This is a genomic window from Streptomyces sp. NPDC045967 (assembly GCF_056430495.1).
On sequence record NZ_JBWKLE010000001.1, the window covers coordinates 118,747 to 142,637 of the forward strand.

At 72.7% G+C, this 23,891-nt stretch carries 25 protein-coding genes; 17 read left to right on the forward strand and 8 right to left on the reverse strand.

Annotated features, from left to right (window positions below):
• The first annotated feature begins 33 nt into the window (after nucleotides 1-33).
• The 8 genes from AC07FY_RS00545 (at nucleotide 34) to AC07FY_RS00580 (ending at nucleotide 6,432) form a co-directional block, all read left to right on the forward strand.
• A complete protein-coding gene (locus AC07FY_RS00545; protein WP_478998685.1) occupies nucleotides 34-393 on the forward strand; it encodes a histidine triad nucleotide-binding protein in 360 nt (119 codons plus the stop codon).
• Nucleotides 394-396: 3 nt separating this feature from the next.
• Nucleotides 397-1,308 (forward strand): ribonuclease Z, encoded by a 912-nt coding sequence (locus AC07FY_RS00550; protein WP_478998687.1) that lies wholly within the window; start codon nucleotides 397-399, stop codon nucleotides 1,306-1,308.
• Nucleotides 1,309-1,517: 209 nt separating this feature from the next.
• Nucleotides 1,518-2,615 (forward strand): carbohydrate kinase family protein, encoded by a 1,098-nt coding sequence (locus AC07FY_RS00555; protein WP_478998689.1) that lies wholly within the window; start codon nucleotides 1,518-1,520, stop codon nucleotides 2,613-2,615.
• A gap of 195 nt (nucleotides 2,616-2,810) precedes the next feature.
• On the forward strand, nucleotides 2,811-3,854 hold the full coding sequence (locus tag AC07FY_RS00560; RefSeq protein ID WP_478998691.1) for a PhoH family protein: 1,044 nt from the start codon (nucleotides 2,811-2,813) through the stop codon (nucleotides 3,852-3,854).
• Nucleotides 3,855-3,867: 13 nt separating this feature from the next.
• Nucleotides 3,868-4,365, forward strand: a complete 498-nt coding sequence (gene ybeY / locus AC07FY_RS00565; protein ID WP_362593749.1) for an rRNA maturation RNase YbeY — start codon at nucleotides 3,868-3,870, stop codon at nucleotides 4,363-4,365.
• Nucleotides 4,362-5,663, forward strand: a complete 1,302-nt coding sequence (locus tag AC07FY_RS00570) for a hemolysin family protein (protein ID WP_478998693.1) — start codon at nucleotides 4,362-4,364, stop codon at nucleotides 5,661-5,663. The genes ybeY and AC07FY_RS00570 overlap by 4 nt, the downstream gene beginning before the upstream one ends.
• Complete coding sequence (locus tag AC07FY_RS00575; RefSeq protein WP_478998695.1) at nucleotides 5,660-6,022, forward strand: MmcQ/YjbR family DNA-binding protein; 363 nt, start codon at nucleotides 5,660-5,662, stop codon at nucleotides 6,020-6,022. The genes AC07FY_RS00570 and AC07FY_RS00575 overlap by 4 nt, the downstream gene beginning before the upstream one ends.
• Before the next feature lie 56 nt (nucleotides 6,023-6,078).
• Nucleotides 6,079-6,432 (forward strand): cytidine deaminase, encoded by a 354-nt coding sequence (locus AC07FY_RS00580; RefSeq protein ID WP_478998697.1) that lies wholly within the window; start codon nucleotides 6,079-6,081, stop codon nucleotides 6,430-6,432.
• A 12-nt stretch (nucleotides 6,433-6,444) separates the two neighbouring features.
• Here AC07FY_RS00580 and AC07FY_RS00585 read toward each other — a convergent pair whose 3' ends face one another.
• Nucleotides 6,445-7,755, reverse strand: coding sequence for an MFS transporter (locus tag AC07FY_RS00585; protein ID WP_478998698.1), 1,311 nt, complete (start codon nucleotides 7,753-7,755; stop codon nucleotides 6,445-6,447).
• Between the two features lie 71 nt (nucleotides 7,756-7,826).
• Here AC07FY_RS00585 and AC07FY_RS00590 point away from each other — a divergent pair, with 71 nt between their 5' ends.
• From AC07FY_RS00590 to era, 4 genes are all read left to right on the forward strand, one after another.
• Nucleotides 7,827-8,990: a GlxA family transcriptional regulator gene (locus tag AC07FY_RS00590; RefSeq protein ID WP_478998700.1), complete on the forward strand. Its 1,164-nt coding sequence runs from the start codon at nucleotides 7,827-7,829 to the stop codon at nucleotides 8,988-8,990.
• Between the two features lie 9 nt (nucleotides 8,991-8,999).
• Entirely contained in the window at nucleotides 9,000-9,578 is a 579-nt protein-coding gene (locus AC07FY_RS00595) for a WxL domain-containing protein (protein WP_478998702.1), read from the forward strand.
• Nucleotides 9,575-10,147 carry a hypothetical protein gene (locus AC07FY_RS00600; protein ID WP_478998704.1) on the forward strand — a complete coding sequence of 191 codons (573 nt, stop codon included), beginning with the start codon at nucleotides 9,575-9,577 and terminating at the stop codon, nucleotides 10,145-10,147. The genes AC07FY_RS00595 and AC07FY_RS00600 overlap by 4 nt, the downstream gene beginning before the upstream one ends.
• A gap of 401 nt (nucleotides 10,148-10,548) precedes the next feature.
• Nucleotides 10,549-11,499 carry a GTPase Era gene (gene era, locus AC07FY_RS00605; protein WP_478999797.1) on the forward strand — a complete coding sequence of 317 codons (951 nt, stop codon included), beginning with the start codon at nucleotides 10,549-10,551 and terminating at the stop codon, nucleotides 11,497-11,499.
• Nucleotides 11,500-11,549: 50 nt separating this feature from the next.
• Here the strand turns inward: era and AC07FY_RS00610 are convergent, their stop codons facing one another.
• The 4 genes from AC07FY_RS00610 to AC07FY_RS00625 form a co-directional block, all read right to left on the reverse strand.
• Nucleotides 11,550-12,206 (reverse strand): SAM-dependent methyltransferase, encoded by a 657-nt coding sequence (locus AC07FY_RS00610; protein WP_478998706.1) that lies wholly within the window; start codon nucleotides 12,204-12,206, stop codon nucleotides 11,550-11,552.
• A gap of 178 nt (nucleotides 12,207-12,384) precedes the next feature.
• Nucleotides 12,385-13,218, reverse strand: coding sequence for a GNAT family N-acetyltransferase (locus AC07FY_RS00615; RefSeq protein ID WP_478998708.1), 834 nt, complete (start codon nucleotides 13,216-13,218; stop codon nucleotides 12,385-12,387).
• Nucleotides 13,219-13,271: 53 nt separating this feature from the next.
• Nucleotides 13,272-13,541 (reverse strand): protealysin inhibitor emfourin, encoded by a 270-nt coding sequence (locus AC07FY_RS00620; protein WP_478998710.1) that lies wholly within the window; start codon nucleotides 13,539-13,541, stop codon nucleotides 13,272-13,274.
• Nucleotides 13,542-13,550: 9 nt separating this feature from the next.
• Nucleotides 13,551-14,651: a M4 family metallopeptidase gene (locus tag AC07FY_RS00625; protein WP_478998712.1), complete on the reverse strand. Its 1,101-nt coding sequence runs from the start codon at nucleotides 14,649-14,651 to the stop codon at nucleotides 13,551-13,553.
• Between the two features lie 364 nt (nucleotides 14,652-15,015).
• Here AC07FY_RS00625 and leuA point away from each other — a divergent pair, with 364 nt between their 5' ends.
• From leuA to AC07FY_RS00650, 5 genes are all read left to right on the forward strand, one after another.
• Nucleotides 15,016-16,779 (forward strand): 2-isopropylmalate synthase, encoded by a 1,764-nt coding sequence (leuA, locus tag AC07FY_RS00630; RefSeq protein ID WP_478998714.1) that lies wholly within the window; start codon nucleotides 15,016-15,018, stop codon nucleotides 16,777-16,779.
• 207 nt (nucleotides 16,780-16,986) lie between these two features.
• Nucleotides 16,987-17,682 carry a TerB family tellurite resistance protein gene (locus AC07FY_RS00635; protein ID WP_478998715.1) on the forward strand — a complete coding sequence of 232 codons (696 nt, stop codon included), beginning with the start codon at nucleotides 16,987-16,989 and terminating at the stop codon, nucleotides 17,680-17,682.
• 586 nt (nucleotides 17,683-18,268) lie between these two features.
• Nucleotides 18,269-19,912 (forward strand): nucleobase:cation symporter-2 family protein, encoded by a 1,644-nt coding sequence (locus tag AC07FY_RS00640; protein ID WP_478998717.1) that lies wholly within the window; start codon nucleotides 18,269-18,271, stop codon nucleotides 19,910-19,912.
• Between the two features lie 86 nt (nucleotides 19,913-19,998).
• Complete coding sequence (gene recO, locus AC07FY_RS00645; RefSeq protein WP_478998718.1) at nucleotides 19,999-20,745, forward strand: DNA repair protein RecO; 747 nt, start codon at nucleotides 19,999-20,001, stop codon at nucleotides 20,743-20,745.
• 11 nt (nucleotides 20,746-20,756) lie between these two features.
• Nucleotides 20,757-21,578, forward strand: a complete 822-nt coding sequence (locus tag AC07FY_RS00650; RefSeq protein WP_478998720.1) for an isoprenyl transferase — start codon at nucleotides 20,757-20,759, stop codon at nucleotides 21,576-21,578.
• A 158-nt stretch (nucleotides 21,579-21,736) separates the two neighbouring features.
• Here the strand turns inward: AC07FY_RS00650 and AC07FY_RS00655 are convergent, their stop codons facing one another.
• Genes AC07FY_RS00655 through AC07FY_RS00665 form a run of 3 tightly spaced genes read right to left on the reverse strand, consistent with a single transcriptional unit; the run spans nucleotide 21,737 to nucleotide 23,862 of the window.
• A complete protein-coding gene (locus AC07FY_RS00655) occupies nucleotides 21,737-22,165 on the reverse strand; it encodes a Fur family transcriptional regulator (protein WP_478998722.1) in 429 nt (142 codons plus the stop codon).
• Between the two features lie 42 nt (nucleotides 22,166-22,207).
• Nucleotides 22,208-23,071: a metal ABC transporter permease gene (locus AC07FY_RS00660; RefSeq protein WP_478998724.1), complete on the reverse strand. Its 864-nt coding sequence runs from the start codon at nucleotides 23,069-23,071 to the stop codon at nucleotides 22,208-22,210.
• Nucleotides 23,071-23,862, reverse strand: coding sequence for a metal ABC transporter ATP-binding protein (locus AC07FY_RS00665; protein ID WP_478998726.1), 792 nt, complete (start codon nucleotides 23,860-23,862; stop codon nucleotides 23,071-23,073). The genes AC07FY_RS00660 and AC07FY_RS00665 overlap by 1 nt, the downstream gene beginning before the upstream one ends.
• Nucleotides 23,863-23,891: the final 29 nt, after the last annotated feature.

Consider the following 23,891-nt stretch of genomic DNA (forward strand, 5'->3'; position numbering starts at 1 on the left):
GCCCGGAGCGATCAACGACACGGAGGCGAAGCGATGGCCGGGGAACCGCAGGCCGACTGCCTGTTCTGCAAGATCGTCGCGGGGACCGTCCCGGCGACCTTGGTCCGGGAGACCGAGACGACCGCCGCGTTCCGGGACATCAACCCGCAGGCGCCGACGCACGTCCTGGTGATCCCCAAGGCGCACTACCCGGACGCGGCCTCGCTCGCCGCGGCCGAGCCGGCCGTCGCCGCCGACCTCCTCGTCGAGGCCGGCCGGATCGCCCTCGAGGAGAACGTCGAGGACCAGGGCTACCGGATCGTCTTCAACACCGGCGCCGGCGCCGGTCAGACCGTCTTCCACACCCACGCGCACGTCCTCGGGGGCCGCGGCCTCCAGTGGCCCCCCGGATAGCCCGTGTCCGTACGCGAGTTCGTGGTGCTGGGCACCGCCAGCCAGGTGCCCACCCGCCACCGCAACCACAACGGCTACCTGCTGCGCTGGGACGGCGAGGGCGTCCTCTTCGACCCGGGCGAGGGCACGCAGCGCCAGATGCTGCGTGCCGGGGTGGCCGCGCACGACATCAACAGGATCTGCGTCACCCACTTCCACGGCGACCACAGCCTCGGCCTGGCCGGGGTGATCCAGCGGATCAACCTCGACCGGGTCCCGCACCCGGTCACCGCGCACTACCCGGCCTCGGGGCAGCAGTTCTTCGACCGGCTGCGCTACGCCACCGCCTACCGCGAGACGGTTGCGCTGGCCGAGGAGCCGGTGGCCGGGGAGGGCATGCGGGTCCTGGCGCGCGGGGACTCCTACGTGCTGGAGGCCAGGCGCCTCTCGCACCCGGTGGAGTCCTTCGGCTACCGGCTCACCGAGCCCGACGGGCGCCGCATGATCCCGCAGCTGCTGGCGCGGCACGGGATCCTCGGGCCGGACGTGGGCCGGCTCCAGCGCGAGGGGCGGCTGGGCGACGTCACCCTGGAGCAGGTCAGCGAGCCGAAGCCGGGGCAGCGGTTCGCGTTCGTCATGGACACCCGGCTGTGCGAGGGCGTCGACGAGCTGGCCGAGGGCTGCGACATGCTGGTGATCGAGTCGACCTTCCTCGACGAGGACACGCCGCTGGCCACCGAGCACGGGCACCTCACGGCAGGGCAGGCGGCGCGGGTGGCGCGCGACGCGGGTGTCCGCCACCTGGTGCTGACGCACTTCTCGCAGCGCTACACCGACCCGTCCGAGTTCGCGCGCCAGGCCCGCGCGGCCGGTTTCGAGGGCGAGCTGACCGTGGCGGAGGACTTGGCGCGCGTACCGCTGCCGAAGCGCCGCTGAGGCCTCTGGCCAAGGGCCGAGGCGCGCGGCCCGCGGGCCCCCTCTCGTCAAGTCGCCCGAGAGCGGGAGGAGAGCCGTTCTGCAGTGATCTGGGACACACTGGGTTGGGACTCGGGCGGGCCGGGAATGGCTGGGATCTTTCCGCCGGAAAGCAGCGCTCCGAGAACCTACGGGAACGAACGACCCTCCAAGCCCACGGGGAGTACCGCGTGACCAGTCGGGACCACGTCGACCGCCGTACCGCAGCCCTGGACCCGCTCGGCCCGCTGCGCACCCCTCAGGAGCCGGCCTGCGACGTGTTCCTGACCGGCACGGTCTTCCTCGACATCATCTTCACCGGCCTCGACTCGGCCCCGGTGCGCGGTACCGAGTCCTGGGCCCGCGGCATGGGCTCCAGCCCGGGCGGCGTCGCCAACATGGCCACCGCCCTGTCCCGCCTCGGCCTGCGCACCTCGCTCGCCGCCGCGTTCGGCGACGACCACTACGGCGAGTACTGCTGGGACGCCCTGGAGCAGGGCGAGGGCATCGACCTGTCCATGTCGCGGACGATCCCCGGCTGGCACAGCCCCGTCACCGTCTCGATGGCGTACGAGGGCGAGCGCACGATGGTCTCGCACGGCCACGAGGCACCGCCGCCGGCCGGCCCCGCCCCCTTCCCGCAGTGCCCGCCGCGGGCCCGGGCGGCCGTGGCCGCGCTGGCGCCCGGGCGGGGCGAGCCGTGGATCGGGGAGGCGGCCCGGCGCGGCGCGCGGGTCTTCGCGGACGTCGGCTGGGACGAGAGCGGGCAGTGGGACCTGGGGGCCCTGATCGACCTGGCGCACTGCGAGGCGTTCCTGCCGAACGCGGGCGAGGCCATGCGGTACACGCGGACCGAGTGTCCGCGCGCGGCGGCCCGGGCGCTGGCCGAACTGGTGCCGATCGCGGTGGTGACGATGGGCGCGGAGGGCTCGTACGCCGTGGACGGCCGGACGGGCGAGACGGCCCACGTCCCGGGGATCGCGGTGGAGGAGCTCGACCCGACCGGCGCGGGCGACGTGTATGTGGCGGGCTTCCTCACGGGCACCCTGGCGGGCTGGCCGCTGGCGGACCGGCTGGCCTTCGCGGGGCTGACGGCGGCCCTGTCGGTCCAGGAGTTCGGCGGCTCCCTCTCGGCCCCCGGCTGGCCGGAGGTGGCCCACTGGTGGCGGACCGCCCCGGCCGGGCTGCGCGGCCGCTACGCGTTCCTCGACGACCTGGTCCCGCACCCCTCGACCCCCGCCGCCCGGCGCCGGGCGGTGCCCACCATCGGGTTCCGGCACTTCGCCTAGCCCGCGGGGCCGACACGCCGGAGCGGGCCCGGCGGGCCGCGGACCGCCCCCGCCCCCCAGGCAGGCCCCGGCCGGTCGAGCGCCGGTGGAAAACCCCTCGGGGATGCCGCCGGGGCGACGTACCCTTGTAGTCCGGAGGTCGTCGATCGGCGCGGCCCCTCAGCGGGAGGTATGCGCAGGCCACAGTGCCGGCCCATGACTCAGACACCGACAGCCCACATCCCCGCGCCGGGCCAGGCGCGAGCCCACTTCACCGTTCCGGCCACGCACCCGATGGTGACGGTCCTCGGTTCCGGTGACGCCCTGTTGCGCGTGATCGAGAAGGCCTTTCCGCAGGCCGACATCCACGTACGGGGCAACCAGGTCAGCGCGGTCGGGGCGGCGGCGGAAGTCGCTCTCATCCAGCGCCTGTTCGACGAGATGATGCTGGTGCTCCGCACCGGGCAGCCGATGACGGAGGACGCAGTGGAACGCTCGATCGCCATGCTCAAGGCGAGCGGCAACGGCAGTGAGGGCGGTCCGCAGGAGACTCCCGCCGAGGTGCTCACCCAGAACATCCTCTCCAGCCGTGGCCGCACGATCCGGCCCAAGACCCTCAACCAGAAGCGGTACGTCGACGCCATCGACAAGAACACGATCGTGTTCGGCATCGGCCCCGCCGGTACGGGCAAGACCTACCTCGCCATGGCCAAGGCGGTCCAGGCCCTGCAGTCCAAGCAGGTCAGCCGCATCATCCTGACCCGGCCCGCCGTCGAGGCGGGGGAGCGGCTCGGCTTCCTGCCGGGCACGCTCTTCGACAAGATCGACCCCTACCTGCGTCCGCTCTACGACGCGCTGCACGACATGCTGGACCCGGACTCGATCCCCCGGCTGATGGCCGCCGGGACCATCGAGGTGGCCCCGCTGGCGTACATGCGCGGGCGCACCCTCAACGAGGCGTTCGTCGTCCTCGACGAGGCGCAGAACACGACCACCGAGCAGATGAAGATGTTCCTGACCCGCCTCGGGTTCGATTCCAAGATCGTCATCACCGGTGACATCACCCAGGTCGACCTGCCGGGCGGGGCCAGGAGCGGTCTGCGCCAGGTGCAGGACATCCTGGAGGGCGTCCCGGACATCCACTTCTCGCGGCTCACGTCCGAGGATGTCGTCCGCCACAAGCTGGTCGGCCGTATCGTCGACGCGTACGAGAAGTACGACGACGGCCAGCAGGCCGCGAACGGCCACCAGCGGAAGTAGAACCCAGCGCACCATGTCGATCGACGTCAACAACGAGTCCGGAACCGAGGTCGACGAGCAGGCGATCCTCGACATCGCCCGCTACGCGCTCACCCGGATGCGGATCCACCCGCTCTCGGAGCTCTCCGTCATCGTCATCGACGAGGACGCCATGGAGCAGCTCCACATCCAGTGGATGGACCTGCCCGGACCCACCGACGTCATGTCCTTCCCGATGGACGAGCTGCGTCCGCCGGCGAAGGACGACGAGGAGCCCCCGCAGGGGCTCCTCGGCGACATCGTGCTCTGCCCCGAGGTCGCCAAGAAGCAGGGCGAGGACGCCCCGACGCAGCACTCCATGGACGAGGAGCTCCAGCTCCTGACCGTCCACGGGGTGCTGCACCTGCTCGGGTACGACCACGAGGAGCCCGACGAGAAGGCCGAGATGTTCGGTCTCCAGGCGGCCATCGTCGACGGCTGGCGCGCCGAGCGCGGCATGACCGGTCCGTCGCCCGCCCCCACCGTCTCGTGAACGCCCCGCAACTGATCACCGGCGCCGTCCTGCTGGTCGTGGTGGCCTGGTTCGCGGCGTGCGCCGAGTCCGCGCTCGCCCGGATCTCCACCTTCCGTGCCGAGCAGGCCGTACGGGACGGCCGGCGCGGCAGCGAGAAGCTCGCCCAGGTGGCGGGCGACCTCACCCGGTACCTCAACGTGGCGCTGCTGGTCCGGGTCACCTGCGAGATGGCCGCCGGCGTGCTCGTCACCTACGTGTGCCTCGACGAGTTCGGAAAGACCTGGACCGCGGTCTTCGCGGCCATCGCCGTGATGGTGCTGGTGTCCTTCGTCGCCGTGGGCGTCTCCCCGCGCACGATCGGCCGCCAGCACCCGGTGAACACCGCGACGGCCGCCGCGTACGTCCTCGTACCCCTCGCCCGGGTGATGGGGCCGATCCCGCAGCTGCTGATCCTCATCGGCAACGCGCTCACGCCCGGGAAGGGCTTCCGCAAGGGGCCGTTCGCCTCCGAGGCCGAGCTGCGCGCGATGGTGGACCTGGCGGAACGGGAATCGCTCATCGAGGACGACGAGCGCCGGATGGTGCACCAGGTCTTCGAGCTGGGCGACACCCTGGTGCGCGAGGTGATGGTGCCGCGCACCGACCTGGTGTGCATCGAGCGGTACAAGACGGTCCGCCAGGCCACCACGCTCGCGCTGCGCTCCGGTTTCTCGCGCATCCCGGTGACCGGCGAGAACGAGGACGACATCGTCGGCATCGTCTATCTGAAGGACCTGGTCCGCAAGACCCACGTCAGCCGCGAGTCGGAGTCCGACCTGGTCTCCACCGTCATGCGGTCGGCGGTCTTCGTGCCGGACACCAAGAACGCGGGCGACCTGCTGCGCGAGATGCAGCAGGTGCGCAACCACGTCGCGGTCGTCATCGACGAGTACGGCGGCACGGCCGGGATCGTCACGATCGAGGACATCCTGGAGGAGATCGTCGGTGAGATCACCGACGAGTACGACCGTGAGCTGCCGCCCGTCGAGGACCTCGGCGAGGACCGCTACCGGGTCACGGCACGCCTCGACATCACCGACCTCGGCGAGCTGTTCAAGGTCGAGGCCTTCGACGACGAGGACGTGGAGACGGTCGGGGGCCTGCTGGCCAAGGCGCTGGGCCGGGTGCCCATCGCGGGCGCCACGGCGCTGGTGGAGCTGCCGGACGGGCGTCCGCTGCGGCTGACGGCGGAATCCCCGGCCGGCCGGCGGAACAAGATCGTGACGGTGCTGGTGGAGCCGGTGGCCGAGGAGGAGACGGCGGGGGAGGCGGGATGACCCCGGCGCAGCTGCGGGAGTTCTGTCTGGCGTTCAACGCCGCGGTGGAGGAGTTCCCCTTCACCCCGGAGACCTCGGTCTTCAAGGTGCTGGGCAAGGTGTTCGCGCTCACGGTGCTGGACGCCGAGCCGCTGAAGGTCAACCTCAAGTGCGAGCCGGAGCTGGCCGTACGGCTGCGCGCGGAGCACCAGGCGATCGTGCCGGGCTACCACATGAACAAGAGGCACTGGAACACGGTGACCGTGGGCGGCCCCGACGGCCTGCCGGACGCGCTGGTCCGCGAGCTCGTGGAGGACTCCTACGACCTGGTCGTGGCGGGTCTGCCCAAGGCGGAGCGGCTGCGGCTCGACCGGCCGTGACGCCCCCCGGCGGGGCCGTCGTACGACCCCGCCCGGGCGCTCCCTATGCTTCGCCCATGACCGACACCACCGGGATCGACCCCGAGGACAGCAAGATCATCACGCTGGCGCGCAGCGCCCGAGCCCGCAACGGCGTGGCGGAAGGGGCGGCGGTGCGCGACGAGACCGGCCGCACCTACGTCGCCGGCACGGTGGAGCTGGACTCCCTGAAGCTGAGCGCCCTGCGGACCGCCGTCGCGATGGCCGTGGCGAGCGGGGCCCGCTCGCTCGAGGCCGCCGCCGTCGTCAGCTCCGCCGACGCCCCGGCCGACGCGGACCGCGCGGCCGTCCGCGACCTGGGCGGCCCGGACACCCCGGTGCTGCTGGCCGGTCCGGACGGCACCCTGAAGTCCACCACCCCCGCCGGCTGAACGCCCCGGCCCCTACGCTCCGGCCGGGACGGCCGTCGCGGCCGGAGCGGGGCGGCGGCGGATCACCATCGACATCAGCGCCGCCACGGCGCACAGCGCCCCCGAGGCGTACCAGACGACGTCGTACGAGCCGAAGACGTCCCGGGCCAGCCCGCCGAGGAAGGCGACGGCCGCCGCGCCCACCTGGTGCGAGGCCAGCACCCAGCCGAAGACGATCGCCCCGTCCTCGCCGTAGTGCTCGCGGCACAGGGCGATGGTCGGCGGGACGGTGGCCACCCAGTCCAGGCCGTAGAAGACGATGAAGAAGACCATGGGCGGGCGCACGGCCGGGGCCAGCAGCATCGGCAGGAAGAGCAGCGAGATCCCGCGCAGGGCGTAGTACACCGCCAGCAGCCGCCGCGCCTCGAAGCGGTCGGTGAACCAGCCCGACGCCACGGTGCCGACCACGTCGAAGACGCCGATCACCGCCAGCAGCCCGGCCGCTGCCGTCACCGGCATCCCGTGGTCGTGGGCCGCCGGTACGAAGTGGGTCTTGACCAGGCCGTTCGTGGAGGCCCCGCAGATCGCGAAGGTGCCCGCCAGCAGCCAGAAGGGGCCGGTCCGGGCCGCCCGGGACAGCACGGTGAGCGCCCGGCGGGCGGCGCCCGGCACCGGGGCGGGCTTCGGCGCGTAGGTACCGCCGTACGGCGCCAGGCCCACGTCCGCCGGGTGGTCGCGCAGCAGCAGCCATACGAAGGGGACCACGGCGAGCGCGGTGAGGCAGACCGTGACGGCCGCCGGGCGCCAGCCGTGGTGCTGGACCAGCCAGGCCAGCAGCGGCAGGAAGACCAGCTGGCCGGAGGCCCCGGCCGCCGTCAGGATGCCGGTGACCAGGCCGCGCCGTGCGGTGAACCACCGGTTGGTCACCGTCGCCGCGAAGGCCAGGGCCATCGAGCCGCTGCCCAGGCCCACCAGGACGCCCCAGAAGAGCACCAACTGCCACGCGGCGGTCATCCAGACGGTGGCGACCGAGCCGCCGGCGATGACCAGCAGGGCCAGGGCCACGACCCGGCGGATGCCGAAACGGTCCATCAGCGCGGCCGCGAAGGGCGCGGTGAGCCCGTACAGCGCGAAGTTGACGGAGACGGCGAAGCCGATCGTCCCGCGCGACCCGTCGAACTCCTCGTGCAGGGGCTCGATGAGCAGTCCGGGCAGCGAGGCGAAGGCGGCGGAGCCGATGATCGTCACGAAGGCGACCGCCGCGACGGACCAGGCGCGGTGGACGCGCCCGGCCCGCCGGGGCGGGCACGGGGCGGCTTTGGAGGAGGGTGCTGTCTGCGTCACCCGCCCAGCTTCCGGCGCCGGCGGTGATCCACGACAGTGGCCTGACCGACATGCTTCGATACGATCGGGCCATGGAGGACCACGGCACGCGCGATCGGGACACCGGCCATCGGGACACTGGCGAGCGGGACGCGGGCGGTCAGGACACCGGTGAGGGGGACGCGGGCGACCGGACCAGGGACGACCGGAGCGGGGGCGGCCGGAGCAGGGGCGACCGGGCCGCGCCGCCCGCCGCCCCCCATCGCGTCGTCGTCCTCGCCCTCGCCGGGCTGCTCCCCTTCGAACTCGGCATCCCGCACCGGATCTTCGGCCGCGCCAAGGACCCGGCCGGGCGGCCGCTGTACGCCATCCTGACCTGCGGGCTCGCCCCCGGCCCGGTGCCGACCGACGCCGACTTCGCGGTCCACGTGGAGCACGGCCCGCAGCTGCTGGCCACCGCGGACACGGTGGTCGTTCCGGCCTCCTACGAACTCGGGCCGGTCCATGAGCACGGCAGGCTGACCGGGGAACTCGCCGCAGCCCTCGCCCACATCCGGCCCGGCACGCGGCTCGTCTCCATCTGCACCGGCGGCTACGTGCTCGCCGCCGCCGGGTACCTCGACGGGCGCCGCGCCACCACCCACTGGGCCTCCGCCGACCACTTCCAGCGGCTGTTCCCGGCCGTCCGGGTCGACCCGGACGTCCTCTACACCGACGACGGGGACGTGCTCACCTCCGCCGGAGTCGCCGCCGGCATCGACCTGTGCCTGCACATCGTCCGCCGCGACCACGGCGCGGCCGTCGCCAACGACGTGGCCCGGCGGACCGTCGTACCGCCGCACCGGGACGGCGGGCAGGCGCAGTTCATCGAGCGGCCGATGCCGCATCCGCAGCGCGCCGGCACCGCGGCGGTCCGCGCACGGCTGCTGGACCGGCTGCACGAACCGCTGCGTCTGAGTGACCTGGCCCGCCAGGAGGCCGTGTCCGTGCGCACCTTCACACGGCGGTTCCGCGAGGAGTCCGGGGTCAGTCCGGGCCAGTGGATCCTCGGCCAGCGGGTGGAGCGGGCCCGGCGGCTGCTGGAGCGGACGGACCTGCCGATGGAGCAGGTGGCGCGGGAGGCGGGCTTCGGGACGGCGCAGTCGCTGCGCAAGCACGTGCAGGCGGCACTGGGGGTGAGCCCGACGGCCTACCGGCGCACGTTCCGGGAGGCCGGCGCGCCGCCGCCCCGGCCCGGCCAAGCGCCCCCTCGCTGACATCTTCCGATGGTCCATCAGGCGATGCCCGGCCCGCGCATTGACTTCTTCCGCCGCCCGCTCGTCAATGGCCCCCTGTCGGGGCGGGGCTCGGGCCCGGCCGCGTACGCGGTCGTCGCCCCGCCACCGCCACCGCCCGGCACCCACGTGCTCACCGCCGCGCCCGAGTCGGGCGCCCTCGGCATGACCCAGGCCGGGGAGCGGATCGCCCTCGGCGCCGTCCCGTACGGAGCGGGCGGGGCCGCGCCCGGCCGGATCGGGACCGTCACCGTCACGGACACCCGCGGGGGTCCGGCGGGCTGGCCCCTCACCGGCAAGGTCACCGACTTCACCGGACCGGGCGGAGTCCGCATCCCCGGCGCCTCCCTCTCCTGGACGCCCACCTGCACCGCCGGGGCGGGCGGCCGCAGCCCCTGCGCGGCGGGCAGCGCGGGCCCGGTCGGCCCGGAGGGGGCGGTGCCGGCCTCCGGCCCGGACGCAGCGCCGGCGGGCGGCACCTTCACCATCGACGCCGAGGTCACCCTCCAGGTCCCGCGGTTCACTCCGCCCGGCGCCTACGCGGCGGTCCTGACGCTGACGCTGTCGTGACGGCCCGCGGGCGGCGCCGGACCGGGCGGGCAGGGCTCCGCGCGGCGGCGGCCGGGCGCGGGCCCGCGCTCGCGGCGGCCGTGCTGGTGGCGGCCGTCCTCGCCGCGGTGTGGCCGGGCGCGGCCGGGCCGGCGCGGGCCGCGGACAACGGCCGGTGGTCGGTGCTCCCCGCCGCCGGCGCCCTCGGCCGGCGCCCGTACTTCCACCTCAACGCCGCCCCCGGCCGGTCCGTCACCGACGCGGTGACCGTCACCAACCGCACCGACCGGCCCCGCACCTTCCGGCTCTATCCCGCCGATGCCCACCACCCCCCCCGGGACGGCGGCTTCGCCGTCCGCGGCCCCGAGGAGCCGCGGCTGGCCGCCGCGGCGTGGACACGGCTCGACCGGGAGCGGGTCACCGTCCCGGCCGGCGGCGCGGTCAGCGTCGCCTTCACCCTGACCGTCCCCGACCGGGCGGAACCCGGCGACCACCCCGGAACCATCGTGGCCCTGGAGGACCGGCCCGCCGCCACGCCGGGGGCATCGGCGTCCAGCAGGCCGTCGCCGCCCGCCTCCACCTGCGGGTGACCGGGCCCGCCGCTCCCGCCCTCGCCGTCCGGGACGTCTCCGTCCGCCGCGAGGGCTCGGGCGCCCGCGTCGCCTACACGCTCCGCAACACCGGCAACGTCACCCTCCGCCCCCGCGCCGTCCTGACCGCCTCCGGCGCCCTCGGCAGACCGCTGCCCGGCAGGGTGCTGACCGGGCTGCCCACCGAACTGCCGCCCGGCCGGGAAGTCCGCCTCGAGGCCCGCTGGGAGGGGGCGCCCGCCATGGAACACGCGGAGCTGACGGTCCGCGCCGCGGACGGCGGAACCACAGCTCAGGGCCGCGCCGCCTACGTCGCGCACCCCCTTATCGCCACGCTTCTCGCGGGCGGGACCCTCCTCGCCGCCACGGCCTGGTCGGCGCGGGGAGCCGCATCGGGGAGAATGGCCCGTATGAGCGATCGTTCCCCCGAGTCCACCGGCCCGCACCGTGCGGGCTTCGCCTGCTTCGTCGGCCGCCCCAACGCCGGCAAGTCGACCCTCACCAACGCACTCGTGGGCACCAAGGTCGCGATCACCTCCAACCGGCCGCAGACCACCCGCCACACCGTCCGCGGCATCGTGCACCGCCCCGACGCCCAGCTCGTCCTCGTGGACACCCCCGGTCTGCACAAGCCGCGCACGCTCCTCGGCGAGCGCCTCAACGACGTGGTGCGCGCGACCTGGTCGGAAGTCGACGTCATCGGCTTCTGCCTGCCCGCCGACCAGAAGCTCGGCCCCGGCGACAAGTTCATCGCCAAGGAGCTCGCGGGGATCAAGAAGACCCCCAAGATCGCCATCATCACCAAGACCGACCTGGTCGAGTCCAAGGTGGTGGGCGAGCAGCTCATCGCCGTGCACCAGCTCGCCGAGGAGCTGGGCTTCGAGTGGGCCGAGATCGTGCCCGTCTCCGCGGTCGGCGACACCCAGGTCCAGCTGCTGGCCGACCTGATCGCGCCGATGCTGCCGCAGAGCCCGCCGCTGTACCCGGAGGGCGACCTCACCGACGAGCCCGAGATGGTCATGGTCGCGGAACTGATCCGTGAGGCGGCCCTGGAGGGCGTGCGGGACGAGCTCCCGCACTCCATCGCCGTGGTCGTCGAGGAGATGATCCCGCGCGAGAACCGCCCGGCGGACCGGCCGCTGCTCGACATCCACGCGAACGTCTACATCGAGCGGCCGAGCCAGAAGGGCATCATCATCGGCCCGAAGGGCGCCCGGCTGAAGGAGGTCGGGATGAAGTCGCGCAAGCACATCGAGGCGCTGCTCGGGACCCCGGTCTTCCTCGACCTCCACGTGAAGGTGGCCAAGGACTGGCAGCGGGACCCCAAGCAGCTGCGCAAGCTCGGCTTCTGACCCGGGCCGGGCCCCGGGGGACCGACACCCCCTAGGCCCTGTGACAGGACCTAGCGCACCCGGCGGACCTTCAGCGCGTTGTCCCGGCGGCTGCCGGGACTGCCGTCGGGGGCGGTCATGGGCTGGTCGTGCTCCTCGGCGAGCAGGACCTCCCAGTCGTCCCCGGGCAGCTCCAGCTGTGCCAGGACCTCCCGCGGGGTCGGGAAGTGGATGTCCGCGTGCCTGTCCGGGTCCCACGAGGGCCCGCCGGCGTGGCCCGCGACCAGCAGCACCCCGCCGGGGGCCACGGCCGCGGCGGCCGTGCGCAGGATCCGCTCGCGGGGGAAGTCCCCGTACGAGTGCAGGAAGCACGCGGACACCAGGTCGAACTCCCCGGCGGGGAAGGACTCCGCGAGGTCGTGCCGCTCCCACGCGATGCGGTCGGCGAGTTCCGCCTCCTCGGCGTGCCGCGCCGCCCGCTCCAGGGCCACCCCGGAGATGTCGGTGCCGGTGACCTGCCAGCCCTGCCGGGCCAGCCACACCGCGTCGGCCCCCTCTCCGCAGCCGATGTCGAGCGCGCGGCCGGGGGCGAGGTCCGCCGCCTCGCGGATCAGGACGTCGTTGGGCCTGCCGCTCCAGATGCGGTCGCTCTCGCTGTAGCGGGCGTCCCAGAACTCCTCGCCGGCGGCGGGTTCCTGCTCGGAGTGGCGGTGGTGCTGCTCGGACATGGGTACCTCTTCCTGTTCCTGTACGGGTCCACGGGTCTGCCGGCAGGGCCGGTGGGCGATCACGCCGGACGCGCCGACCGCGTCGCCGGGTGCGCCGGGTGCGGCCGACCCGGCCGATGCTGCGCCGGTGCCGCCCACGGGGCAAATATCCTTGCCATTCCGGCAAACCCGTCGGACCTCAGGCCGCCGGCTCCGCGATCAGTGCCGTCGCCACCCGCCGGAAACCGGCGCGCCCATAGACCCGGGCCACGTCCTCGTCCCCCGCGGAGAGGAAGACCGTACGGGCGCCGCTTTCGAGGGCCCGCGCCACCAGCGCCGCCGTCACCCCGAGGGCCAGGCCCTGGCGCCGGGCGGACGGCAGCGTGCCGACGCCGACTACTTCGGCCACGTCGCCCACCGGGTTGTACTGGCCCGCGCACAGCACCACGCCGTCCCGCACGGCCGCCGCCATGACGGTCCGGCCGGACGCGATCATCGCGGACACCCCCGCCGTGCGCTCCGCCGCCTCCGGGCCGGACAGAGCCTCCGCGAGCTGCTCCGGCCCGGCCTCGCCGACGGCCGTCCCCGGCGCCCCGAAGGCCAGCGCCGGGACGGTCACCGCCGCCGGGAGCAGCGGGTCGTCCGCGCTCAGCAGCCGTACGTCCGGATGAGCGGGCGCGGCCGCGGCCGCCGCCGCGGCGTCCAGGACCATCAGCGGGTGGGCGTGCACGTGGAGTCCCGCCGCTTCCACGGCGGCCCGCAGCGAGGGAGTGGTCTCGGCCACCCACTCGAAGGACTCGGGCACCCCCAGCTCCCGCTGCCGGGCCAGCACCCGCTCCACGTCGGCGGCGGTGGCCGCGGCCCCCTCGGAGGCGTCGAGCGCGGGCCGCGCGTAGTACGGCCAGCCCCCGCCCTCCTGGACGAACAGGGTCAGCGGCCCGAAGTCCTCGGCCCGCGCCCCGCCCACCCGGGGAACGGTGTCGTAGTAGCGCTCCAGCTCGGACAGCAGTGAATCGATCATGTGGTCGGTCATCCGGCCATCCAAGCAAAGGGGCCGTGTCCGGGCATCCGGGTTACGGCCCCCGCTCAGGCGCCTTCCTTCAGGATCCGCGAGACCAGCTCCCGCTGGGCGTCCGACAGGTCGGGCTCCCGGCAGCACAGCGTGCTCCCGTCGACCGTGATCCGGTACGAGAAGCCGTCCCGCACCGGTCCGCCGCCGGCGCCGGGCGGGACGGCTCGCAGCGCCGACCGGGCCAGGGCCCGCCACTCGGCCTCGTCGGGCCGGCCCGAGGTGTCCACCTCGGCCCGGCGCTCGATGCCCGCGAAACCGCCCGTCCTGACCACTTCGATCACCATGGGGACGGTCTACCCGCCCAGCGGGACGCCCACCGTCGACCACGCCTTCTGGACGGCCCGGTGCTCGTCGCCCGCTTCCCCGAACCGGCTCACGGCCGCCGCCGCGGTCAGCCGGGCGAAGTCCGCGAAGTCGGCGTCCGCCGCCAGCTCCCCGCCGGTCAGGGTGTCGTACCAGATCCGCCCGGCCCGCTCCCATGCCTTGCCGCCCAGCTCGGTCGCCAGCACGTAGAAGGCGTGGTTGGGGATGCCGGAGTTGATGTGCACACCGCCGTTGTCGCGGGAGGTCCGCACGTAGTCGTCCATCGTCGCGGGCTGCGGGTCCTTGCCGAGCTCGTCGTCCTCGTACGCGGTCCCGGGTGCCTTCATCGACCGCAGGGCCTGGCCGCTGTCGACGGCGGGACCGAGCAGCCCCGCCCCGATCAGCCAGTCCGCCTCCTGCGCCGTCTGACCGAGGGAGTACTGCTTGATCAGCGAGCCGAAGACGTCGGACATCGACTCGTTGAGAGCTCCGGACTGCCCGTAGTACTCCAGGTTCGCCGTGTACTGCGTGACGCCGTGGGCCAGTTCGTGTCCGATGACGTCGAGGGACACCGTGAAGTCGAGGAAGAGGTCCCCGTCCCCGTCGCCGAAGACCATCTGGCGGCCGTCCCAGAAGGCGTTGTTGTAGTCCTCGCCGTAGTGGACCGTCGCGTCCAGGGCCAGCCCGGCGTCGTCGATCGAGTGCCTCCCGAAGCCCTTCAGGAAGAGCTCGAAGGTCGCGCCGAGCCCGGCGTACGCCCGGTTGACGGTGGCGTCCTGGCCCGCGGGGTCGCCCTCCGCGCGCACCTTCGTGCCGGGCAGCCGGGTGCGGTGCTGTGCGTCGTAGACGGTGCGGTCCGGCTCCTCGGAGACGGAAGGGGAGGCGGACGTGGAGGCGGGGGCGTCCGGGGCGGGGGCGAGCCCCTGCACCGTGGTGACCCGGCGACGCGTGCGCAGGAGGGAGTCGCGCTCCAGGGTGCTCAGGGCGGCACGGGCGCGCCGGGGGTCCCGGGAGAGGGCGATCCGGTCCAGGAGGTGCGGGGGTACGACGGTGCAGAAGACGGGGTGGCGGGGGGCACGGGAGGCATCCATGCCCGGCACTGTGACAGTGCGTCATGGTTATGTCACCAGGTGCGACCATGATTCATTCACTTGTCTGAAGGGGGTGGCGGGGGGTTGACGGATCGAACGGACTTTTCGTTAGCAGATAGGCTTTGTGTGCATTCATTACAAATCGGGCCCACCGGTCTTGCATACTGGAACAGGTCCTCGCGTTACGGCGCGGCTCGGCTAGGCTCGGCCCATCATGCGTTTCGGGCTGCTTCTCCTTAGCTGCCGCGGCGAGGGTCTGTAGTCGTAGGCCGGCCCCCTCCCCGCGGAGTTCGGTGCTGCGGTTCTTGCGACCGCCGTCGGCCGTCCCAGCGAACTACCGCGGACACGCGAGGAGCCCCACGCCATGAGCCAGCAGCCCTTCATCGGTCGCCCCACGCCCATCACGAACGCGACCCACACCCAGCGCCCCTCCGGGATGCCGATCCACAAGTACGGCTTCTACGAGCAGGTGGAGATCCCGGACCGCACGTGGCCGGACGCCCGGGTCACCAAGGCCCCCCGCTGGCTGTCCACCGACCTGCGTGACGGCAACCAGTCGCTGATCGACCCGATGACCCCCGCCCGCAAGCGCGAGATGTTCGACCTGCTGGTGCGCATGGGCTACAAGGAAATCGAGGTCGGCTTCCCGTCCTCCGGCGAGACCGACTTCGCCTTCGTGCGCTCCATCATCGAAGAGGGCGCGATCCCGGACGACGTCACCATCTCCGTACTGACCCAGGCCCGCGAGGACCTGATCGAGCGGACCGTGGAGTCCCTGGTCGGCGCCAAGCGCGCCACCGTGCACCTGTACAACGCGACCGCCCCCACCTTCCGCCGGGTCGTCTTCCGCGGGACCAAGGAGCAGATCAAGCAGATCGCCGTCGACGGCACCCGCCTGGTCATGGAGTACGCGGAGAAGCTGCTGGGCCCCGAGACCGTCTTCGGTTACCAGTACAGCCCGGAGATCTTCACCGACACCGAGCTGGACTTCGCCCTGGAGGTCTGCGAGGCCGTCTGCGACGTCTGGCAGCCGGCCGCGGGCCGGGAGATCATCCTCAACCTGCCCGCCACCGTGGAGCGCTCGACGCCCTCCACCCACGCGGACCGCTTCGAGTGGATGGCCCGCCACCTGACCCGCCGCGAGCACATCTGCATCTCCGTGCACCCGCACAACGACCGGGGCACCGCCGTCGCCGCCGCCGAGCTGGCCCTGATGGCCGGCGCCGACCGCATCGAGGGCTGCCTGTTCGGCCAGGGCGAGCGCACCGGCAACGTCGACCTGATCACCCTGGGCATGAACCTGTTCTCCCAGGGCATCGACCCGCAGATCGACTTCTCGCAGATCGACGAGATCCGCCGCACCAGCGAGTACTGCAACCAGATGGAGGTCCACCCGCGCCACCCCTACGCGGGCGACCTGGTCTACACCGCCTTCTCCGGCTCCCACCAGGACGCCATCAAGAAGGGCTTCGACGCCATGGAGGCCGACGCGGCCGCCGCCGGCAAGACCGTGGACGACATCGAGTGGGCGGTTCCCTACCTGCCGATCGACCCCAAGGACGTCGGCCGCTCCTACGAGGCGGTCATCCGGGTCAACTCCCAGTCCGGCAAGGGCGGCATCGCCTACGTCCTGAAGAACGACCACAAGCTGGACCTGCCGCGCCGCATGCAGATCGAGTTCTCCCGGATCATCCAGGCCAAGACCGACGCCGAGGGCGGCGAGGTCACCCCGAAGGCCATCTGGGAGGTGTTCTGCGACGAGTACCTGCCCAACCCCGACAACCCGTGGGGCCGCGTCCAGCTGCGCTCGGGCTCCACGGCCACCGACAAGGACGGCACGGACACGCTGACCGTCGAGGCGGTCGTCGACGGCGTGGAGACGGTCCTGAGCGGCACCGGCAACGGTCCGATCTCGGCCTTCTTCGACGCGCTGGCCGGCATCGGCGTGGACGCCCGCCTGCTGGACTACACCGAGCACACCATGAGCGAGGGCGCCTCCGCCGTCGCCGCCTCCTACATCGAGTGCGCGATCGACGGCCGGGTCCTGTGGGGCATCGGCATCGACGCCAACACCACCCGCGCCTCCCTGAAGGCGGTCATCTCCGCCGTCAACCGCGCGGGCCGCTGACCGCTCGTACGGGAAGCCCGCTCCCGCGGCCGCAGGAGCGGGCTTCCGCCGCCGCGGGCCGGTCCCGGCACGGGTATCACGGGGGCGCAGATCGGCCAAGTCCGCGTCCGGCGACATCTTGTCCGGTCACACGACTGACGCATCCTCACCGATGTGGCTAACATCACGCCAACCGGCGATGCTGCCGGACGGTGACGGAGGTGCGACGTGCTGCCAGTTCGGGGTGGGGACGGCCGGAAGCTGACGGTCTGGGGCATCCGCACCACCTGGAGCACCGTGGGCGACGGGGAGTTCTTCTGCCCCGCCTGCGGTGGGGACCGCAACTACCGCAAGCGGACAGGGCGCCACCGCTTCACCGTCCTCGGCGTGCCGATGGTGCCGCGCGGCAGCGCCGGACCGGTCGTGGAGTGCCAGGGCTGCCGGGAGCGCTTCGCCACCGAGGTCCTGGACCAGCTCACCACCACCCGCTTCACCGCCATGCTGCGCGACGCCGTGCACACCGTGGCGCTGGCCGTGCTCGCCGCGGGCGGGACGGGCTCGCGCAGCGTGCTGGAGGCCGCCGTGGGCGCCGTACGGGACGCGGGCTTCCCCGAATGCACCGAGGAGCAGCTGGAGTCCCTCGTGGAGGCGCTGTCCACCGAGGAGGGGCGGCTCGGGCTCTACGGCGTCCCGGAGTGCTGCGGGGCGGCGCTGTCGATCGAGCTCCACGAGGCGCTGGAGCCGCTGGCCCCGCACCTGGCGGGCCCCGGCCGCGAGTCGATCCTGCTCCAGGGCGCGCGGATCGCGCTCGCGGACGGCCCGTACCTCCCGGCCGAACGCGAGGTGCTCTCCACCGTGGGGGCGGCGCTGCGCATCGACGCGGACGAGGTGGCCAGGCTGCTGTCGGCGGTGCGCGCGCCGTAGCCCGGCTCCCGCCCACCCGCCGGCACCGGCCCTCGATACGGCCGGTGCCGCCCCGCTGTCCACGGAGTGGGCCGAAAAGGGCGCTCCACGCGTAACGATCCGGCCACGCGGGGCCGTTCTGGCCGCTTTCCGCCGGTCCGCCGAACCGCGGAGGCGGTCACTCCCCGGCCGGGCCGTCCACCCCTCGGGCGGCTGGAACGAGCCCCTGACGGCTGTCGACGCGCCGCTCGGAGCGGGGTGAATCCGCAGGTCAGTGGCGAATGGCTGGTCCCCTGCGGAGCCGGAGCGGCCGCCTGTGCGCCGTCCTCCCTTACGCCTCCGCCCTGCGTATCACCACTGGAGAAACCCACAGATCTGGGTACAGAGATCATCAACAGTTTGTAGAAGTCGACGATATCTGTGAGGCCCTTCACAGGCGTTCAATTCCGGTCACACGCCAAGAGGCCCACCGAGTCGGCAGACCGGGGCTTCGATCCACGTGAACGCACTGACAACCCCGGGCGGACCAACGGGTTAGCGACCCACTCCGTCCAGGGGCAACCAGATCTCCTCTCACTCACCTCACCTCTTGAAGGGCAAGGCAGAGATGGCACGTGTCGCCGCCCGGCTTTCCGACGACGGACAGCAGAGCACCCACCCGGTCGACGAGGTGCTCCCCCTCCCCAAGCTCGCGCTGTACGGCTTCCAGCACGTACTCGCGTTCTACGCCGGCGCGGTGATCGTTCCGATCATCGTCGGCAACGCGCTGAAGCTGAGCCCTGAGCAGCTGGTCTACCTGATCAACGCGGACCTCTTCACCTGCGGTATCGCCTCGATCATCCAGGCCTGGGGCATCGGCCGGATCGGCGCCCGGCTGCCGCTGATCCAGGGCGTGACCTTCACCGCGGTCTCCCCGATGATCGCCATCGGCCTCGGCGCGGGCGGCGGAACCGCGGCGCTGCTGGTCATCTACGGCGCGGTCATCACCGCCGGCATCGCGACCTTCGCCTTCGCCTGGCTGCCCGCGAAGGCGTTCCGCACGGTGATGCGGCTCTTCCCGCCCGTCGTCACCGGCACCGTCATCACGGTCCTCGGCATCGTCCTGATCCCGGTCGGCCTCAACGACGCGGCGGGCGGACTCGGCAGCCCCGACTTCGGCGACCCCAAGCACTTCGCCTACGCCGGCGGCACGATGCTCTTCATCCTCATCCTGATGAAGCTCGGCAAGCCCTTCCTCTCCAGCATCTCGATCCTCGTCGGCCTGGTCGCCGGCACGGCGGTCGCGTTCCTCCTCGGGGACGCGAAGTTCGGCGGTGTCGGCCAGTCCGGCTGGATCGGCGTCACCACCCCCTTCCACTTCGGCGTCCCGAAGTTCGAGTGGTTCCCGATCGTGCTGATGCTGATCGTCATGCTGATCACCATGGTCGAGACGACCGGTGACACCTACGCGGTCGGCGACATCGTCGGCAAGGACGTCGACAGCGAGACCGTGGCCCGCGCCCTGCGCGCCGACGGCGCGGCGACCGCCCTCGGCGGTGTCCTCAACTCCTTCCCCTACGTCGCCTTCGCCGAGAACGTCGGCCTGGTGAGGATGACCAAGGTCAAGAGCCGGTTCGTGGTCGTGGCCGCCGGTGTCTTCATGATCATCCTGGGTCTGCTGCCCAAGGCCGCCGCGATCGTCGCGGCCGTCCCGCACGGAGTCCTCGGCGGCGCCGCGACGGTCATGTTCGCCATGGTCGCCCTCGCCGGTATCCAGACCCTGGGCAAGGTGGACCTGAAGGAGGAGAAGAACGCCCTGATCGTGGGCGTCTCCCTCGCCTTCGCCCTGCTCCCCGCGACCGTCCCGGTGTTCTTCACCCAGCACATGGACGCGGACCTGTCCTCGCTGCTCAACAGCGGTGTCACCCTCGGTGCCACGGCCGCCATCGTCCTCAACCTGATCTTCAACGGCCTGGCCAAGGACGAGGTTCCGGTGGTTTCGGAGGTCCCGGTGGTCGGGCTGCCCGCCCAGTCGGCGGCGGCTCCGGCGGGCGCGGAGAAGGCGGACGACTCCCGGCAGCCCGAGACGGCCGACCGTGCGGAGGGGCCGGACGGTGCGGAGCGGCCGGACGTGGCCGGGAAGGCCGGGGGGTCGGAGCACGCCGACCACGCCGAGCAGACCGCTCAGCCCGAGAAGGCCGACCACCCCGGGCAGGCCGCTCAGCCCGAGAAGGCCGTGGCAGCCGACGGGGCGCAGACCCCCGCCCCCTGATCCTCCCAAGGGGTGCCGGCCCCCCGTGCGGACTCCTGTCCGGGCGGGGGGCCGTCGCTGTCCCCGGCGCGGGAGACAATGGGCGCATGAGTCTGTTCCGCGACGACGGCATCGTGCTGCGCACCCAGAAGCTGGGTGAGGCGGACCGCATCATCACGCTGCTGACCCGCGGCCACGGCAGGGTGCGGGCGGTCGCCCGCGGAGTGCGGCGTACGAAGTCCAAGTTCGGCGCCGGGCTGGAACCTTTCTCCCACGCGGACGTGCAGTTCTTCGCCCGGGGCTCCGAGCTGGTCGGGCGCAGCCTGCCGCTCTGCACCCAGACCGAGATCATCGCTCCGTACGGCAACGGTATCGTCACCGACTACCCCCGCTACACCGCCGGCACCGCCATGCTGGAGACCGCCGAGCGCTTCACCGAGAACGAGGGCGAACCCGCGGTGCAGCAGTACCTGCTGCTCGTCGGCGCCCTGCGCACGCTCTCCCGCGGCGAACACGAACCCCACCTCATCCTCGACGCGTTCCTGCTGCGCTCCCTCGCCGTCAACGGCTACGCGCCCAGCTTCCAGGACTGCGCGAAGTGCGGGATCCACGGGCCCAACCGGCACTTCTCCGTCGCGGCGGGCGGGGTGGTGTGCGGGGACTGCCGGGTGCCCGGCAGCGTCGTACCCTCGTCCGAGGCCATCGCCCTGCTCAGCGCCCTGCTGACCGGCGACTGGAACCACGCCGACGCGTGCGAGGCGCGCCACGTGCGCGAGGGCAGCGGGCTGGTCTCGGCCTATTTGCACTGGCATCTGGAGCGCGGGCTACGCTCCCTGCGATACGTCGAGAAATAGGAGCTGGGCACATGGCACGACGCGGGATTCTGGGACGCTCTCGCCGCGAGTACAAGGTTCCCGAGCCGCACCCGTCCGGTGAGCGGCCGCCGAGGATCCCCGGCGAGCTGGTGCCGAACCACGTCGCGGTCGTCATGGACGGCAACGGCCGCTGGGCCAAGGAGCGCGGACTGCCGCGCACCGAGGGCCACAAGGTCGGCGAGGGCGTCGTGCTCGACGTGCTCAAGGGCTGCCTGGAGATGGGCGTCAAGAACCTGTCCCTGTACGCCTTCTCGACGGAGAACTGGAAGCGCTCGCCCGACGAGGTCCGCTTCCTGATGAACTTCAACCGCGACGTCATCCGGCGCCGCCGCGACGAGATGAACGAGCTGGGCATCCGCATCCGCTGGGTCGGCCGCATGCCGAAGATGTGGAAGTCGGTCGTCCAGGAGCTCCAGGTGGCCCAGGAGCAGACCGTCGACAACGACGCGATGACCCTGTACTTCTGCGTGAACTACGGCGGCCGGGCGGAGATCGCCGACGCGGCGCAGGCCATCGCGCGGGACGTGGCGGCGGGCCGGCTGGACCCGTCGAAGGTCAACGAGAAGACCTTCGCCAAGTACATGTACTACCCGGACATGCCGGACGTGGACCTGTTCCTGCGGCCGAGCGGCGAGCAGCGCACCTCCAACTACCTGCTCTGGCAGAGCGCGTACGCCGAGATGGTCTTCCAGGACGTGCTGTGGCCGGACTTCGACCGGCGCAACCTCTGGCAGGCATGCCTGGAGTACGCCCAGCGCGACCGCCGCTTCGGCGGCGCCGTCCCCAACCAGCCCGAGGCGCCCGCCGGCTGAACCCGGCCGGCGCAGGCAGCGGGGGTCGGTGCGGGTGCGCCGCCGGGCTCCCGCTGCCGGCCCTGCGGGGCGGCGCCGGGCCTCCCGCAGCGGGGCGGCTCAGGACCGGCCGAGGTCGGCCGGCTCGAGTGGTCCCGGACCGGAACCCGAGCCGGCCTCTAAGCGGTGGCCGCGCAGTCGGCGCAGGTGCCGAAGATCTCCACGGTGTGGGCCACGTTCACGAAGCCGTGCTCGGCCGCGATGGACTCGGCCCACTTCTCCACGGCCGGGCCCTCCACCTCCACCGCCTTGCCGCACTTGCGGCAGACCAGGTGGTGGTGGTGGTCCTCCGTGGAGCAGCGCCGGTAGACGGACTCGCCGTCGCTGGTGCGCAGGACGTCGACCTCGCCGGCGTCCGCGAGCGACTGGAGGGTGCGGTACACCGTGGTCAGGCCCACGGAATCACCGCGGTGCTTGAGCATGTCGTGGAGTTCCTGGGCACTGCGGAACTCGTCCACCTCGTCCAGCGCCGCCGCCACGGCGGCCCGCTGCCGGGTGGATCGTCCTCGTACTGGCGCGGCATTCGTCTCGCCAGGCGCAGTCGCCACCGGTTCCTCCTCGTATCGGCCTGCGGCCATTGTGCCAGCCCGCTAGACCTTCACATCGTCCCCGGTGCAGACCTCTTCCGCCGCCACCGAGGCTCTGGCCCGGCGCCGGGCCAGCGGGGCGGACAGCGCGGTCAGTGCCATGAACACGGCGATGGCGAGCAGCACGATCATGGCACCCGAGGGGGCGTTGACGTAGTAGGTGGTGGCGGTGCCGGTCAGCGAGACGGCCAGGCTGATGGCGACGGCCAGGCCCAGGGTGGCCGCGAACCCGCGGGTGAGGCGCTGGGCGGCGGCGACCGGGATCACCATCATGGCGCTGACCAGCAGCAGGCCGACGATGCGCATCGCGACCGTGACGGTGACGGCGGCGGTGACCGCCATCAGCAGGTTCAGGGCGCGCACCGGAAGGCCCGTGACCTTCGCGAACTCCTCGTCCTGGCAGACGGCGAACAGCTGCCGGCGCAGCCCGACGGTCACGGCGAGGACGAAGGCGGCGAGGATCGCCATCGCCGTGACGTCCTCGGCGGCGACGGTGGTGATCGAGCCGAACATGGCGCTGAGCAGGTTGGTCGTCGAGCCGCCGCCCACGTTGATGATCATTACGCCGCCCGCGAGGCCGCCGTAGAAGAGCATCGCGAGGGCGACGTCGCCGCTGGTCCTGCCCCGGGAGCGGATCAGCTCCATGCCGACGGCGCCCACGACGGCGACCAGGGTGGCCATCCACACCGGGCTGGCGTTGAGCACGAAGCCGAGGGCGACACCGGTCATGGCGACATGGCCCAGGCCGTCGCCCATGACCGCCTGGCGGCGCTGGACCAGGTACGTGCCGATGGCGGGCGCCGTGACGCCCACCAGGGCGGCGGCGATCAGCGCCCGCTGCATGAAGGCGTGGTCGAAGAGGTCCATCAGCTCAGCAGTCCCGTCCGCAGAGGCTCGGCGCCGTGCGCCGCGTGGGGGTGTACGTGGTCGTGACCGGGCAGCGCGTGCTGGCCCACGGCCTGCGGGGGCGGGCCGTCGTGGACGACGCAGCCGTCCCGCAGCACGACGGCCCGGTCGATCAGCGGCTCCAGCGGTCCCAGTTCGTGCAGGACGAGCAGGACGGTGCTGCCGACGGCGACCTGCTCGCGCAGGGCCGTGGCCAGGACCTCCTGGTTGGCGAGGTCGACACCGGCCATCGGCTCGTCCATGAGCAGCAGCTCCGGCTCGCCGGCGAGCGCCCGGGCGATGAGCACCCGCTGGTGCTGACCGCCGGAGAGGGCGCCCACGGAGGCGTCGGCGTACCCGTCCATGTCCACCAGGGCCAGCGCGCGGTCGACGGCGGCCCTGTCGGCCTTGCGCAGCAGGCCGAAGCGGCTGCGGGCCAGCCGGCCGGAGGAGACGACCTCGCGGACGGTGGCCGGGACGCCGCCGGCGGCGGTGGTGCGCTGCGGCACGTACCCGATGCGCGCCCAGTCGCGAAAGCGCCTCAGGTCCGTGCCGAAGAGCGACAGCGAGCCGTCGGTGAGGGGGACCTGGCCGACGATCGCGCGGACGGCCGTGGACTTGCCGGAGCCGTTGGCCCCGAGCAGCGCGACGACCTCACCGGGGCGGACGGTGAGGTCGACGCCGCGCAGCACGGGGCGCGAGCCGAGCGAGGCCGTGGCCCCGCGCAGGGATATGACGGGCTGATCAGCTGTCTGCCGGGGCAAGGACTGCATGGCTCGCGCCTCCGTAACTGCTGCTGTCA